The organism is Novosphingobium sp. SG720, assembly GCF_012275365.1.
Lineage (GTDB): Bacteria > Pseudomonadota > Alphaproteobacteria > Sphingomonadales > Sphingomonadaceae > Novosphingobium > Novosphingobium rhizosphaerae.
In genome coordinates this window covers 133,947-147,256 of the sequence record NZ_JAAZQN010000007.1, presented here as the reverse complement: position 1 = coordinate 147,256, position 13,310 = coordinate 133,947, and the positions used below count along the sequence as shown (strand labels likewise).

Below are 13,310 nucleotides of genomic sequence, written 5' to 3'. Positions count from 1 at the left end.
CATGCAGCGGACGGGCCCGGCATCACGCCAGCGCGCGCACCTTCGGCTCGCGGGCGAAATGGCGCACCGGGCCCACCTTGAGCAGGTCTTCGTTGGGCACCACGCCTTCGTCCTTCTCCACCCCGGCCTTGTCGAGGATAACTTGCGTGCCGGGACAATGGGCAATGGTCTTGCAATGGCCATAGGCGTCCATGAACCACTGCACCGCCGCACCCTGCTGCGCCAGCTTGGCCGCTGCTTCGGGCATCAACACCGATGCCACGGCATCGAACATGACCGAGGGCGTACCGTCCAGCTGGCCATCCGCCTTGAGCGTGCCGCCCTTGACCGCGATGCCGCCAACCTTGGGCGCCACCAGGACCACGGCGCCGCCGGCCTTCTCGATCCCTTGCTTGAGCGTGTCGATCGTTGCCTTGTCCGAACCTTCGGCAAACAGGATGCCCACCTTGCGGCCTTCGAAGGTGTTCTTGGCCTGCTTCTGGATCGACAACGCGTCGGACGGCTTCATCGCCACCGGCTTGCGGGCCGCAGGGGCCTTTTCCGGCAGGTCCACCGCCAGGCCATCGGCCACGCGCTGCGCCAGTGTCTCGTCCACATTGCGCAACCGCGACAGCACGCGTGCGCGCACATGGTCGAGGCTCACCTTCGACAGTTCGAACACCAGCGCCGAGGCGATGTGCGCCTGCTCGCTTTGCGTCTGCGAATGGAAGAACAGCGCAGCCTGGCTATAGTGATCGGCAAACAACTCGGCGCGGACCCGCACCTTTTCCGTGGGATCGTTGCGTTCGCCGTTTTCACGGAACGAGGTGAAGCCGGTTTCGGGGCTGGCACGCGGGCCGCTGTCCTCACCCGCTTCGTTGAGTGAGTTGGGCTCGTAATTGGCGCGGCCGGTCGGCACCAGCGTCTGCATCAGGCCATCGCGCTGCATGTTGTGGAACGGGCACTTGGGCGCGTTGACCGGGATCTGGTGGAAATTGGTCGTGCCGAGGCGCGATTTCTGCGTGTCGAGGTACGAAAACAGCCGGCCCTGGAGCAGCGGATCGTTGGAAAAATCGATGCCCGGCAAAACGTTCGATGGCAGGAACGCAACCTGCTCGGTCTCGGCAAAGAAATTGTCCACGTTGCGGTTGAGCGTCATGCGGCCCACGATCTGCACCGGCACGTCTTCCTCGGGCACCAGCTTGGTCGCGTCGAGCACGTCATAGGGTTGCTTGGCGGCGAATGCCTCGTCGAACACCTGCACGCCCAGGTCCCAGGCCGGAAACGCGCCGCGCTCGATCGCTTCGAACAAGTCGCGGCGATGGAAATCGGGATCGGCCCCGGCGATCTTCACCGCCTCGTCCCAGATCAGCGATTCCAGGCCCTGCACCGGCTTCCAGTGGAACTTGACGAAGTGTCCTTCGCCCTTGGCATTGACCAGGCGGAAGGTGTGGACGCCAAAGCCCTCCATCGTGCGCAACGTGCGCGGAATGGCGCGGTCGCTCATCGCCCACATGATCATGTGGATGGATTCGGGCATAAGCCCGACGAAATCCCAGAACGTGTCATGCGCGCTGGCGGCCTGGGGATAGCCGCGATCGGCTTCCATCTTCACCGAGTGGATGAGGTCGGGAAACTTGATCGCATCCTGGATGAAGAACACCGGGATGTTGTTGCCCACCAGGTCCCAATTGCCTTCCTCGGTATAGAACTTCACGGCAAAGCCGCGCACATCGCGCGGGGTGTCCACCGATCCGGCACCGCCGGCCACGGTGGAAAAGCGCACGAACACCGGGCAGGTCTTGCCCGCTTCCTGGAACAGGCCGGCTTTGGTCAGTTCAGGGATCGCCTTGGTCACTTCGAACACGCCATGCGCGCCCGATCCGCGCGCGTGAACGATGCGCTCGGGAATGCGCTCGTGATCGAAATGGAAGATCTTTTCGCGCAGGATGAAGTCTTCCAGCAGCGCAGGCCCACGCTCTCCGGCCTTCAGGCTGTTCTGGTTGTCCGCCAGGCGATGGCCGAAATTGTCGGTGAGGTAGGCGCCCGGCTCACCTTGTTGCACGTCCTGGTGCGTTTCGCCCGCATTGCCGGGCTCTGTCGCGTAATCGGCCTGGCCTGCGCCGGGCTGGTGATCACGCAGGGCGTTGTCCAGCGCAGGCGAATGTTCGGCGGGGGTCGACGGAGTCTGGGGCTTGCGTGCCATGGGAATGGGTCCTTGTGCCATTGGAGCCGCCCTGCGCGGAGCGCAAGCGGACACACGGACCGGGCACCGATGCGCCCTGCCCGGAGATGCGAACGAAAAATGAAACGGTTTCGTTCAGTTATTGGCCGCGCGTGCAACCGGCACGCGCGGCCCAGGAAATCAGTAAGCCTGCTGTTGGCGCGCCTGCCGCTTGGCCAAGTGGCGCTTCACCAGCCAGCCGCCGGTTGCCGCAGCCACCATGCCCATCGGGCCCAGGCGTCGCAGTGCCGTGGCCGCAGCCACGCCCAGCAGCGCGCCACCGCCTTCGCTCAGGCCGGGGGTACGTTCGGCGATCTTCTTGCCGATCACTGCAGATACGATCTTGCCAATCACGATGCGCCCTTTCGCTATGGGGAAATCACGGGCCTTAACGATTGCCGGCGGGCATCGTTCCATGCTGCCAAGCGTGCTAAGGTCTTCGCACATCGCCAAATCCTGTGGCACGGCGCTCGCCCCCCCACGCGCATCAGGCCGGCGCGGAAAGGCTGGCGCCTATCGCCTGGGCGATGGGCGTCGCGGGCTCCTTGCCCAACAGCGCAACCAGCCGTGCATTGTCCAGCCGCACGGGGTGGCGCCAGAACTGCGCCACTTCGGCCACCTCGCGCGGGAAGCCACCCAGCGGCGCGGCCATCCGCATGAGCCACCAAGGAAACGCCCGCTCGGCAAGGTCGGGCTGCGCCAGTGCAGCCCGCACCTGCTGGGCCATCTGGCGGCCATCGTGGTCCCAAAACCCGCCGAATTGCAGGCGTTCGGCCGCGGCCAGTTTCCCTTCGGGCAATTCCAGCAGGCGGGCAAAGGTTTCGGCCAGATCGGGCAGATAGGCCCAGGCATGGCCAATGCCGGTGCGCCCCGGCTGGGTGATCACGCGGTAGGGCGGCTTGGCCAGCGCCTGGGAAAACCAGCTTTGAGCAGCACCGGGCCCAAAGAAATCCCCTGCCCGCAGGACGACGCTGCTCACGTCGGGCGCGGCGGCGGCCAGGCGGCGTTCCATTTCCACACGGATCGCGCCCTTGCGGCCGCGCGGATGCTGCGGCGTGGCAGCGTCGATCACCGGGGTTGCCGCCGCATCATAGTTGTAGATCGTACCGGGCAAGAGCAGGCGCGCGCCGTGGCGCCGTGCCGCTGCAAGGCTGGCATCGAGCATTGGCAGAACCAGGGTTTCCCAGTTGCGATAGCCCGGCGGGTTGACGCCGTGGAGCAGCGCCGCCGTGCCTTGCGCTGCGGCCATCACATCGTCGGCGCGCAGCGCATCGCCCGCAAGCCATTGCGGCGCCGCCCCCTCCCCCCACTTGGCTGCCGCCCGGCCGGTATCGCGCACCAGCGCCCGCACCGCCCAGCCCCGCGCCAGCATCGTGCGCGCAACCGCGCCGCCGATGCCGCCAGTGGCGCCCAAAATCAGGATGGTCTTGGTCATGGTCATGATCCTTCATTGTCGAAGGCCCAGACCTAGGCGCTGCATGGCATATCGAAAATTGACACGAAGCTGCAAGCAGCTCATCATTTTTCGATGAACATGCGCACACTCGATTGGGACAGTCACCAGGCGTTCCTGGCCGTGATCGATACGGGCAGCCTGTCGGCGGCGGCGCGCGCGCTGGGGTTGGCGCAGCCGACCGTGCGCTTTCGCATCGATGCTTTGGAAAGGTCGCTGGGCCAGCCGCTGTTCATTCGCGCCGCGGGGGGCATGGTGCCCACCGCGCAAGCCCTGGCCTTGGCCGAACCGGCGCGGCAGATGGCCCATGCCGCCCAGGCATTTCACCGCGCCGCCAGCGGGGCGCCGGGGGAGATTGCCGGAACCGTGCGGCTGAGCGTGGCTGATTTCATCGGGATTGCGGTGCTGCCTGCGATGCTGGAACCCTTGCTGGCACGCCATCGCGCGCTCGATATCGAACTGGCGCTCAGCAACCAGTCGGCAGACCTGCTGCACCAGGAAGCCGACATCGCCATCCGCATGGTCCGGCCGAGCCAAGGTGCCCTGCGCGCGCAGCATGTCGGGCAGATCGCCCTGGGCCTGTTTGCGGCGCCTGCCTATGTCGCGGCCCATGGCCTGCCCGCCAGCCCGGCCGAACTTGTCGATCACCGCCTGATCGGCCCGGATCGCGCCAGCGCAGACCTGGCCCTGGCCGGCCGCCTGGCCGAATTCGTCGGCCGGCCGGTGCGCTTTGCCATACGCACCGACAGCCACCCGACCCAGCGCGCCGCCGTGGCCGCCGGCCTGGGGATCGGCGTGATCCAGGTGCCGGTGGGCCGGCAAGACCTGGTGCGCGTGTTCCCGCAGATCACCGTGGCCCATCTCGATGCCTGGGTGGTGACGCACGAAGACTTGCGCCATGCGCCGCGCATCGACGCGGTCTTTGCCCATCTGGTGGCGCAGATGCGCCGGTATTGCGCGGAAGGGTAAGCGAACGGCCGACGCTGTCGTGGCGCAAAAGACCCGCCAAACCGGCCCGCAGGACTTTCGGCTCAGGCTCTCAGGCCAGCCAGTGGCGGGCCAGCGCGCAGTGCAGGCGGATGCCGGTTTCGAGCACGGCGTCGTTGAAATCGTAGTGCGGATTGTGCAGCGGCGCGGGATGGTCGCCCACGCCCTGGCCCAGCCAGATATAGGCGCCGGGCCGCTGTTGCAGCATGAACGAAAAGTCTTCCGAAGTGGCCGCCGGTTCGGGCGCCAGTTCGGCATGGGAAACCGTGGCGGCCACGGCCAGGGCATCGGCAGCAGCGACCGGATCGTTGATCGTGGCCGGGTAATAGCGATCATAGGCAAGGTCGCACCGCACTTCGAACGCCGTGGCGATACCTGCCGCAATGGCCTGGATGCGCGCCTCGATCCGCGCCTGCACCTGCGGATCGAACGTGCGCACGGTGCCCCCCACCACGACATCGGACGGGATCACGTTATGCGCTTCGCCGCCGTGGATTTCGGTGACCGAGAGCACCGCTGCCTGCACAGGGGGCACCGCGCGTGACACGATGGTGTTGAGCTGTTGCACGAGGGCCGCTGCGGCCAGGATCGCATCAGGGGTATCCTGCGGGATGGCGGCATGCCCGCCCTTGCCCGTGATCACCACGCGAAACTTGTCGGCCGCGCCCATGATTGCGCCCGGCCGGGTGGCGATGGTGCCCGCGGGCAGCCCCGGCCAATTGTGCAGGGCATAGACGCGATCGCAGGGGAAACGTTCGAACAATCCTTCCTCGATCATCGCCCGTGCCCCACCCTGCCCTTCTTCGGCCGGCTGGAAGATGAAATGGACGGCGCCGGCAAAATCGGGTTCGGCCGCCAGCACCCGCGCCGCGCCCAGCAGCATGGCGACATGGCCATCATGCCCGCAGCCGTGGAACGTACCCGGCGTGCGGCTGGCCCAAGGCAGATTGGTCTGCTCGGTAATCGGCAGCGCGTCCATGTCGGCGCGCAGGCCCACCGTGCGCGGGCCCGGCCGCGTCCCCTTGAGCACGCCCACCAGCCCGGTGCCGCCGATGCCCTCGTGCACGGCCAGGCCCAAGGCGCGCAGTTCCTCGGCGATGCGCGCCGCGGTGCGATGTTCGCAAAAGCCAAGCTCGGGATGCTGGTGAATGTCGCGGCGCAGGGCAACCAGGTTGGGCAGGATGGCGGCAATATCGGTCATGGTGGGGCTCCCTTGGCCGGCAATCAGCCGTGCTGCCCGAACGGATGCATGATGAACAACGGCGGCGTCACGGCTTGGGGCGGATCGGCACCGGCGCGTTGCAGATGTCCACCCCGCCCGCCGGGCGAATGTAGAACGGATCGCGCCGGTTGGCGCGGGCATCGACATAGCGGGCAAAGCTGTCGCTGCTGGTGGACAGGTATTGCCACATCGGCAGGCCCGGCACCTCGCTGCCCAGGCGCACGCGCACGATCGGCGTGCGCTCTTTTCCCTGGCGATAGAAGCCCATCTCCCCTTTGCCACGCGGCAGGCTGGACAGCCACTCCATGCCGGAAATCACCCGCCCCACCACCGCGATATTGCGATCGAGCTGGCGCGGCGCGTCGCCGATCACCGCATAGAGTTCAGCCCCCGTGCCGCTGTCGGGCGGCATGTCGCGCCCTACGCCGACCGTGCCATAGCAGTGCACCGGCCAAGTTTCCGGCGATGCGCCCGACCCCGCCGCGATCGGCCAGCCCTGGTAGAACCGGCCCGACGCTGCATAGATGCCATCGGTCAGGCGCGGCCCCTCCAACCTCGGCGCAGCACCGGCCGCCAAGGTGTAGGCACTCTGTGGCACGCTTTGCAGCCCAGCCGGCAAAGCCCGCGCGCGTGCCTTGTCCTCGGCAAAGGGATCACCCCATTGCACCACATAGCCGTCCTGCACGCGGTTGATTGCCGTGCCATCCCACCAATGCGCGGCGGCCAGCTTGCGGATATTGCCCACCCAGCCTTGCGACCAGGGCGCGGGCAAAAGCTGGATGACCACCCGCCGCGCGGCGCGATCCCGGCCCGGTGCCAGATCCATCACCAGCAGTTGATCGGCCGCGATCGCCACCCAATCCGCAGCCGGCGCCGCCGCGACGATCTGCGCGGGGCTGGGCGCCGAACTGGGCGCGGCAACAGGCGCAGCAGCCTGTCCCTGTGCAAAACCGGGGGCGGCAACAACCAGCGCAAGCGCGGCAACGGGGCGTATCCACATTTTGCTGTTGTGATCGCCAAACCGCCCTTGCGCAACCCCACACAGCCCGCTAGTGCGCGCCTTCCAGTGCACGCGGAGCGGTGGCCGAGTGGTCGAAGGCGCTCGCCTGGAAAGTGAGTATACGTCAAAAGCGTATCGAGGGTTCGAATCCCTCCCGCTCCGCCAAGCCCCTGTTTGCCCACGCCGAAAACACCGAGATCGGAACTCTTCGGCGCCCGTTTCCGATAGAGAGCCGGACACGCGCGCTTGGGACGCGCTTTGCCGTTTCCGAGTGATCTATCGAACGGCATGTCCCGTCGGGACCCAACGACCAGCGTTTACTCAACCGGTATGTGCGCCCGCAGCGCGGTTGCGCCTCCGCGCTGCTTTTCCGAGCGGCGAGCTATATAACGCTCACCAAGGCAGTTCTTCATCGAAGCGGTCAACATAGCGCAAACCCGGCTTGCCGCGACTTGCTGCGATCATATCAACGACAAGAGGGATGCTCTCCTCGATCGAAAGGGTCGCTTCGCTGCCGCCCATTTCAGTCCGAACCCAGCCCGGCGCGACGAGCAGCAGCGTGTGCCCGTCGGCGGCGTTTTTCGCAGCATAGCCCTTCATGAGCATGTTGAGCGCGGCTTTGCTGGACGAGTAGAGTTGCCAGCCCCCGTTGGCGTTCGCAATGCTGCCGAGTTCGGATGTCATGATCGCAATCGTCCCTCCTTCGGATACCACGTCGCGTAGCATCTCGGCCGCGCGTACCGGCGAGAAGGCGTTGGTCAGCATCATGTCGAGGAAATCGCGCTCACTTGCAGTTGCGGGGCTCTCCTCGATCGCGCGAGCAATGCCCGCGTTGATGAAGAGGACGTCCAGACGACGGCCGTCCAACCGATTGCGCAAGGCCCGCACGCCGTCAGCGTCATTGATGTCGACTGTCTCAATCTCGAACCTGTCGTCATGGCGCTCCGCGAGTGCGGCCAGTCCGTCCGACCTGCCGCGTGCCGTTGCAATGACGTGCCAGCCGCGGTCGAGCCATTCGGCAGCGAGAGCAAAGCCCAGCCCGCGGGAAGCGCCAACGACGAGGACAGTTTGATCGGTCATATTTTCGATCTCCATATTGGGTGTCGCCGTCAGAAGGCAGCTTTGCCGATCGAGGCTCCGCCATCGACGTGCAGGGTTTGGCCGGTGATGAAGCCCGCCCTCTCGGACAAGAGGAAGGCGATCGCGGCGGCAATCTCGTCGGGCTGGCCGAAGCGGCCCATCGGCACGCCGGACAAGTAGCGGCGCTCGCCATCGCTGCCGGGCGGGTTGTTGGCGCGAAAGAGTTCAGTCTCGGTCGGACCGGGCGACACCGCATTGACGGTGATACCGGTGGTCGCCAGTTCCAGCGCCCAGGATCGGCTGAAGCTGACCAGCGCAGCCTTCGCCGCGGCATAGGCAGTGCGCTCGACCGAGCCGAGGACGGTGAGGCTGGAAATGTTGATGATCCGCCCCCAGCGTCGCTCGGCCATGCCCGGAAGTAGCGCCTGAACGGTTTGAAGCGCCGGATGAAGATTGACACGCATGACCTCGTCCAGCGCGGGCAGTTCCACCGCGCCGAGCCGTTGCGGCCGGACGAGGCCGACATTGTTGATCACGCCGTCGAAGCGAAAGCGGGCCGTAAGATCCATCAGCGCGTCATCGGTCGCCTGTGCGTCGGCGAGGTCGACAGGCAGAAGCACGCCAGGAAAGTCTGGCACAGTATGGCGTGCAAGACCGACGACCTGATGCCCGTCGCGTGTCAGCCAATGCGCGAGCGCCAGGCCGATGCCTTTGCTGGCGCCGGTGATGAGGAAGGTTCGAGACATCAGGCACCTCGTCAGGAAAGGCCCCGGCCGCAAACAGCAGCCAGGGTCGATGTTCAGGCAGAGACGGTCGCGGCGCGACGCAGCGCCGGGAGCATGTCCTCGGGCTCGGGGCGGCGGGTATAGTCCGGGTTCACCTCGGCGTAGAGGATCACGCCATCCCGGGCGATGACGAAGCGACCGGGCATCGGCAGCGTCCAGCTCGGGTCACCGTTGAACGCCGGCAAGTCGTTCTTCAGGCCCTTATAGAGTTCGACCAGATAGTCGGGCAGTTCGAAGCGCAGGCCGAAGACGGCCGCGACGTCGTTGTGCGCGTCGGACAGGATCGGAAAGCCGAGTTGGTTCTGGCGGACCGATTTGCGACTGTTCACCGCAGTCTGGGGCGAGATCGCGACCAGGCTGGCGCCAAGTTTCTCGAACTCGGGAAGCGCCGCCTGGAGCGCCTGTAGCTCCATGTTGCAATAAGGGCACCAAACCCCGCGGTAGAAGCTTACCACAAGCGGCCCTTTGGCGAGGAGGTCCTCTGACGAGACGGAATTGCCGTCCGGGTCGCTCAGCGTGAACGATGGCGCCTTGTCGCCGGCCTTGAGCACGCGGGTAGTGGCGCCACTAGCGATCAATTCAGCGGTTGCGCGGTGCATCGTTTCGATAACGGCCGGCGGAACATTGTAGGGCGGATTGCCCGCTTCAAAATCGGTCTTGAAGGCGTCGAGTTTGGCTTGAAGGGTCATGTCAGGTCTCCGTGTATCGGGTAGCGGGGAAAGGTGGGCTGGTCCCGCCCGGACTGGCCGTCGCGCAAGCGGACTATCGCCCCATTCCGCCGCGAAATGGCGTTCAGGCGGCGTGGGCGTAAAACGGGTAATCGGTGTAACCGCGCGCATCGCCGCCGTAGAAGGTCGCCCGGTCATAAGGCGTGAGCGGCCGGTCGAGGCGGAGCCGTTCGGGCAGATCCGGGTTGGCGATGAAGGCCCGACCGAATGCCACCGCATCGGCGTCGCCACTGTCGAGGACGGCTTCGGCGCCCACGCGGTCGAACCCGCCAGCGGCAATGATCGTGCCGCGAAAGAGCTGGCGGAGGTGACGCACCGCGATCGGCTCGCTCGCCGCGATCAGCTCGGTTCCCTTGATACGGGGTTCGACCACATGAAGATAGGCGATACCCAGCTCGTCGAGCTTGCCTGCCACGTAACCGAAGGTCGCTTGCGGGTCGCTGTCCGACATCGAACCATAAGTGCCGCTCGGGCTCAGGCGCACGCCGACCCGATCGGCGCCGAAAGCGGCGATCGCGGCCTGGGTGACCTCGAGCAGAAAGCGTGCCCGGTTCTCGATCGGCCCGCCATAATCGTCGGTGCGCTTGTTGGTGCCGTCCTGCAGAAACTGGTCGGGCAGATAGCCGTTGGCACCGTGGATCTCGACGCCGTCGAATCCGGCGGCCCTGGCACGCGCGGCGCCTGCACCGAATTCAGCGATGATGCCGGGAATCTCGGCGCGCTCCAGGGCACGTGGCATCGTAAAAGGCACCGGCCCATGTGCGGCATAGCCATAGCCCTCTGCCGCGATAGCCGATGGCGCGACCGGAGCCTCGCCATCAGGCTGGATGTCTGGATGCGACTGGCGGCCGAGATGCCAGAGCTGCATGACGATCTGCCCGCCCCGCTCATGCACGGCATCGGTGATCGCCCGCCAACCCGCGATCTGCGCGTCATCATAGATGCCAGGCGCGCCGGCATAACCATAGCCCTGACGCGAAATCGGGGTCGCTTCCGAGATGATGAGGCCACCGCGCGAGGCCCGCTGCGCGTAATAGTCGCGCATCAGCGCGTTCGGCCGATCACCCGGATCGGACCGCATCCGCGTAAGCGGAGCCATGACGACGCGGTGGTCGAGGGAGAGGGCACCGGCCGCAACCGGCGTGAACAACTTGGACATGACGATTACTCCTAGATGGGCGCTCAAGCGGCAGGGATCAGTGCATTCACGCGGGCGATGGCGCGCAGAACCGCGGGGCGAGCCTCGATTTCGGTGTACCAGCGGGCGACATTGGGCGTGTCGTCGAGCCCGACGCCGGCGAATTCGCGGCGCCACAGCCAGCCGAAATGGGCGATGTCTGCGATCGTGAATGCGTCCCCGGCAACGAAGCGGTGCTTGGCCAGCAGGCCATCGACAACGGCGACCGTGCGCCTGGCTTCGCTGGAAAAGCGCTCGATGGCGATCGGCTGCGGCTCGGTGGCAAAGCGCTGGAAGAAGCCGGACTGACCGAAGGCCGGACTGAGAGCCTAGGCGTGGAAGAAAAGCTGCTCGAATACACGCGCCCGACCCGCCCCCGAAGTGGGCAGCAGGCGACCGGTCTTCTCGGCGAGATAGACGAGGATGGCGGCGGACTCGGTCAGGACGAACCGTCCGTTCTCCGCGTCGGGGTCGACCAGCACCGGCACCTTGGCGTTCGGGTTGAGCGTCAGGAAGTCGGAAGCCTTCTGTTCGCCCTTGCGTACGTTGACGGTGTGGAGGGCATAATCGAGGCCCAGCTCTTCAAGCGCGATCGGTACCTTGATGCTGTTGGGCGTGGCGAAGGCGTAGACGTCAAACATGATCATTTTCCTTGAGAGGCAGACGGGAGTGCAGGATCGGTGCCGCCAGCACGAGGAGCGCCGGAACCGGGCTGCCGGTGATCTGAAAGACGAGGAGGCTGTCGAGCACGGACGACCCCGCAGCAGCCCGCATCAACCACGTCATCATGTTCTGGCGCTCCCATCGCTTCGGCCCATCCGAAGGCGTGAAAGACAAATGCCTCTATTCCGCTCGACACGGCAGCAGGGCCTGAGCGATAACGCTCATTCCAAGGAGGAATGGCATGGACCGGTATCAGGCAATGTTGACTCTTGTCCGAGTGGTGGAAACCGGGTCATTCTCGGCTGCCGCACGCCAGCTCAATGTCGGCCAGCCCGCCGTCTCCAAGACGATCGCGCAGCTCGAAGGCAGGCTTCAGGTCAGCCTGTTGATCCGCTCCACTCACGGATTGACGCCGACCGAGGCCGGCCAACGCTTCTACGAGCGTGCCAAGGCCGCCCTTCAGGAGGCGGACGAAGCCGAGCTTGCCGCGCGCGGTGCCGGCGCCGGATTGTCAGGGTGCCTGCGCGTTTCAGCGGCGACCACCTTTGCGCGGCTTCACATCATACCGCTGCTGCCACACTTCCTCGAACACCATCCCGAACTGGAGATCGACGTGATCCTGGACGATCGCGTCATCGATCTGGTCGCGGAGGGCATCGACATCTCGCTTCGTATGGGGTCGCTGCCGGATTCCGCCGCAGTCGCCCGCAGGCTGGCGACGGGCGGTCGCTCCGTGTTCGCCACACCCAGCTACCTCGCGCGCGCCGGAGAACCGCGCACCCCCGCCGATCTCGCCGAGCACGAGACGATCATCTACAGTCAGCTGTCGAACACGTGGTCGTTCACACGGGAGGGGACGGTTGCATCGGTTACGGTGCGCGGCCGTGTGCGGGTAAGCGCGGCGGAGGGATTGCGCGCTGCGGTCTTGGCCGACATCGGCCTGACGATCGGTTCGGACTGGATGTTCGTGCCCGAACTGGCGAGCGGCGCGGTCAAACGGGTGCTCACCGACTGGGCGCTTCCGCCGATCGATCTTTGGGCCGTGTTCCCGGCCGGGAGGATGGCGAGTGCCAAGGCACGCCAGTTCGCGAGCTTTGTGGAAGCGGCAATAACGGGCAGCTATTCCGGCAAGGCATAAGCCTTATCGCCCTGCACCATCGTCCGTCGCTGCCTTGAACCGCCTAGCTGATGCTCACGCCGCCGCTTCCGGGCGGTCTACCCAAGAGGATCAGCATGGCAAAGTTCGAGACCTATCGCGACGCATTCCCCAACGCCCACCTCACCCGCAAGGACAATGGCGTGCTCGAAGTGGCGCTGCACACCGACGGCGGCAAGCTCGTGTTTAACGGTCACACGCATGAGCAGTTCGTCGAACTGTTCCACCAGATCGGTGAGGACCGCGAGAACCGCGCGGTGATCCTGACGGGCTCGGGGGATGCCTTCATGGACACGATCGACGCCGACGGTTTCGACTTCTTTACGCCCCAAGGCTACGACAAGATACTGCGCGAGGGCCGCAAGGTGCTGTCGAACATCCTCAACATCGAGGTGCCAATGATCACCGCGCTGAATGGGCCGGTGCTCCTCCACAGCGAATATGCGCTGCTTACCGATATCATCCTCGCCACGCCCCAGACCGTGTTCCAGGACAAGCCGCATTTCGAGTTCGGCATCGTGCCGGGCGACGGCGTACACGTCCTGTGGCCACACGTGATCGGATCGGTGCGCGGCCGCTACTTCCTGCTGACCCGGCAGGTGCTCGATGCCGAAACCGCGAAGGACTACGGCGTCGTGAACGAGATCGTGCCTGCCGATCGCCTGCTCGCCCGCGCCCATGAGATCGCCGACGGCATCGCCGCGCTGCCGCCGCTCACCGGCCGCTACACCCGCATCGCGCTGACCCAGACGCTCCGGCGGCTGATCGATGAAGGGACCGGCTACGGGCTCGCGCTAGAGGGCATAAGCGCCGCTGACGTAGCCCGCACTTTGGCCGCCCAAGCGTGATCGAACGC

Annotated in this window: 14 protein-coding genes and 1 tRNA gene; 4 read left to right on the top strand and 11 right to left on the bottom strand. The window is 65.8% G+C overall.

All coding sequences use genetic code 11. The features are described from left to right. Positions 1 to 22: 22 nt before the first annotated feature. From FHW94_RS20455 to FHW94_RS20445, 3 genes are all read right to left on the bottom strand, one after another. The gene (locus tag FHW94_RS20455; protein ID WP_168557686.1) at positions 23 to 2,185 is read right to left on the bottom strand and encodes a catalase; all 2,163 of its coding nucleotides are present in this window, start codon (positions 2,183 to 2,185) and stop codon (positions 23 to 25) included. Positions 2,186 to 2,344: 159 nt separating this feature from the next. Then, entirely contained in the window at positions 2,345 to 2,557 is a 213-nt protein-coding gene (locus tag FHW94_RS20450) for a hypothetical protein (protein WP_168557685.1), read from the bottom strand. Positions 2,558 to 2,690: 133 nt separating this feature from the next. After that, a complete protein-coding gene (locus tag FHW94_RS20445; protein ID WP_168557684.1) occupies positions 2,691 to 3,638 on the bottom strand; it encodes an NAD(P)H-binding protein in 948 nt (315 codons plus the stop codon). Between the two features lie 93 nt (positions 3,639 to 3,731). Between FHW94_RS20445 and FHW94_RS20440 the strand changes: the two genes are divergently transcribed. Further along, the gene (locus FHW94_RS20440; RefSeq protein WP_168557683.1) at positions 3,732 to 4,625 is read left to right on the top strand and encodes a LysR family transcriptional regulator; all 894 of its coding nucleotides are present in this window, start codon (positions 3,732 to 3,734) and stop codon (positions 4,623 to 4,625) included. A gap of 70 nt (positions 4,626 to 4,695) precedes the next feature. On the opposite strand, the gene FHW94_RS20435 is transcribed toward FHW94_RS20440, so the two are convergent. Together FHW94_RS20435 and FHW94_RS20430 are read right to left on the bottom strand one after the other, a co-directional pair. Further along, positions 4,696 to 5,844, bottom strand: a complete 1,149-nt coding sequence (locus tag FHW94_RS20435; RefSeq protein WP_168557682.1) for a M20 aminoacylase family protein — start codon at positions 5,842 to 5,844, stop codon at positions 4,696 to 4,698. A gap of 67 nt (positions 5,845 to 5,911) precedes the next feature. Next, positions 5,912 to 6,865 (bottom strand): peptidylprolyl isomerase, encoded by a 954-nt coding sequence (locus FHW94_RS20430; protein ID WP_168557681.1) that lies wholly within the window; start codon positions 6,863 to 6,865, stop codon positions 5,912 to 5,914. A gap of 74 nt (positions 6,866 to 6,939) precedes the next feature. Here FHW94_RS20430 and FHW94_RS20425 point away from each other — a divergent pair. After that, positions 6,940 to 7,030, top strand: a tRNA-Ser gene (locus tag FHW94_RS20425). A 228-nt stretch (positions 7,031 to 7,258) separates the two neighbouring features. Here FHW94_RS20425 and FHW94_RS20420 read toward each other — a convergent pair. The 6 genes from FHW94_RS20420 to FHW94_RS20395 form a co-directional block, all read right to left on the bottom strand. After that, positions 7,259 to 7,945 (bottom strand): SDR family NAD(P)-dependent oxidoreductase, encoded by a 687-nt coding sequence (locus FHW94_RS20420; protein WP_168557680.1) that lies wholly within the window; start codon positions 7,943 to 7,945, stop codon positions 7,259 to 7,261. Positions 7,946 to 7,974: 29 nt separating this feature from the next. Continuing rightward, the gene (locus FHW94_RS20415; RefSeq protein ID WP_210425784.1) at positions 7,975 to 8,691 is read right to left on the bottom strand and encodes an SDR family oxidoreductase; all 717 of its coding nucleotides are present in this window, start codon (positions 8,689 to 8,691) and stop codon (positions 7,975 to 7,977) included. 53 nt (positions 8,692 to 8,744) lie between these two features. Then, entirely contained in the window at positions 8,745 to 9,419 is a 675-nt protein-coding gene (locus tag FHW94_RS20410) for a peroxiredoxin-like family protein (RefSeq protein WP_168557679.1), read from the bottom strand. A gap of 103 nt (positions 9,420 to 9,522) precedes the next feature. After that, complete coding sequence (locus FHW94_RS20405; RefSeq protein WP_168557678.1) at positions 9,523 to 10,617, bottom strand: alkene reductase; 1,095 nt, start codon at positions 10,615 to 10,617, stop codon at positions 9,523 to 9,525. 347 nt (positions 10,618 to 10,964) lie between these two features. Further along, positions 10,965 to 11,276, bottom strand: coding sequence for a glutathione S-transferase N-terminal domain-containing protein (locus FHW94_RS23095; RefSeq protein WP_210425783.1), 312 nt, complete (start codon positions 11,274 to 11,276; stop codon positions 10,965 to 10,967). Next, complete coding sequence (locus FHW94_RS20395; protein WP_168557677.1) at positions 11,269 to 11,424, bottom strand: hypothetical protein; 156 nt, start codon at positions 11,422 to 11,424, stop codon at positions 11,269 to 11,271. The genes FHW94_RS23095 and FHW94_RS20395 overlap by 8 nt, the downstream gene beginning before the upstream one ends. A gap of 115 nt (positions 11,425 to 11,539) precedes the next feature. Here FHW94_RS20395 and FHW94_RS20390 point away from each other — a divergent pair, with 115 nt between their 5' ends. Together FHW94_RS20390 and FHW94_RS20385 are read left to right on the top strand one after the other, a co-directional pair. After that, positions 11,540 to 12,436, top strand: a complete 897-nt coding sequence (locus FHW94_RS20390) for a LysR family transcriptional regulator (protein WP_168557676.1) — start codon at positions 11,540 to 11,542, stop codon at positions 12,434 to 12,436. A gap of 95 nt (positions 12,437 to 12,531) precedes the next feature. Beyond that, a complete protein-coding gene (locus FHW94_RS20385; RefSeq protein WP_168557675.1) occupies positions 12,532 to 13,302 on the top strand; it encodes an enoyl-CoA hydratase/isomerase family protein in 771 nt (256 codons plus the stop codon). Positions 13,303 to 13,310: the final 8 nt, after the last annotated feature.

Excerpts from the sequence above, each read along its gene's own strand:
- FHW94_RS20395 (WP_168557677.1), bottom strand. The coding sequence starts at position 11,424 with ATGATGACGTGGTTGATGCGGGCTGCTGCGGGGTCGTCCGTGCTCGAC.
- FHW94_RS20385 (WP_168557675.1), top strand. The coding sequence starts at position 12,532 with ATGGCAAAGTTCGAGACCTATCGCGACGCATTCCCCAACGCCCACCTC.
- FHW94_RS20445 (WP_168557684.1), bottom strand. The coding sequence starts at position 3,638 with ATGACCAAGACCATCCTGATTTTGGGCGCCACTGGCGGCATCGGCGGC.
- FHW94_RS20455 (WP_168557686.1), bottom strand. The coding sequence starts at position 2,185 with ATGGCACGCAAGCCCCAGACTCCGTCGACCCCCGCCGAACATTCGCCT.
- FHW94_RS20415 (WP_210425784.1), bottom strand. The coding sequence starts at position 8,691 with ATGTCTCGAACCTTCCTCATCACCGGCGCCAGCAAAGGCATCGGCCTG.
- FHW94_RS20440 (WP_168557683.1), top strand. The coding sequence starts at position 3,732 with ATGAACATGCGCACACTCGATTGGGACAGTCACCAGGCGTTCCTGGCC.
- FHW94_RS20420 (WP_168557680.1), bottom strand. The coding sequence starts at position 7,945 with ATGACCGATCAAACTGTCCTCGTCGTTGGCGCTTCCCGCGGGCTGGGC.
- FHW94_RS20410 (WP_168557679.1), bottom strand. The coding sequence starts at position 9,419 with ATGACCCTTCAAGCCAAACTCGACGCCTTCAAGACCGATTTTGAAGCG.
- FHW94_RS23095 (WP_210425783.1), bottom strand. The coding sequence starts at position 11,276 with ATGTTTGACGTCTACGCCTTCGCCACGCCCAACAGCATCAAGGTACCG.
- FHW94_RS20390 (WP_168557676.1), top strand. The coding sequence starts at position 11,540 with ATGGACCGGTATCAGGCAATGTTGACTCTTGTCCGAGTGGTGGAAACC.
- FHW94_RS20405 (WP_168557678.1), bottom strand. The coding sequence starts at position 10,617 with ATGTCCAAGTTGTTCACGCCGGTTGCGGCCGGTGCCCTCTCCCTCGAC.
- FHW94_RS20430 (WP_168557681.1), bottom strand. The coding sequence starts at position 6,865 with ATGTGGATACGCCCCGTTGCCGCGCTTGCGCTGGTTGTTGCCGCCCCC.
- FHW94_RS20435 (WP_168557682.1), bottom strand. The coding sequence starts at position 5,844 with ATGACCGATATTGCCGCCATCCTGCCCAACCTGGTTGCCCTGCGCCGC.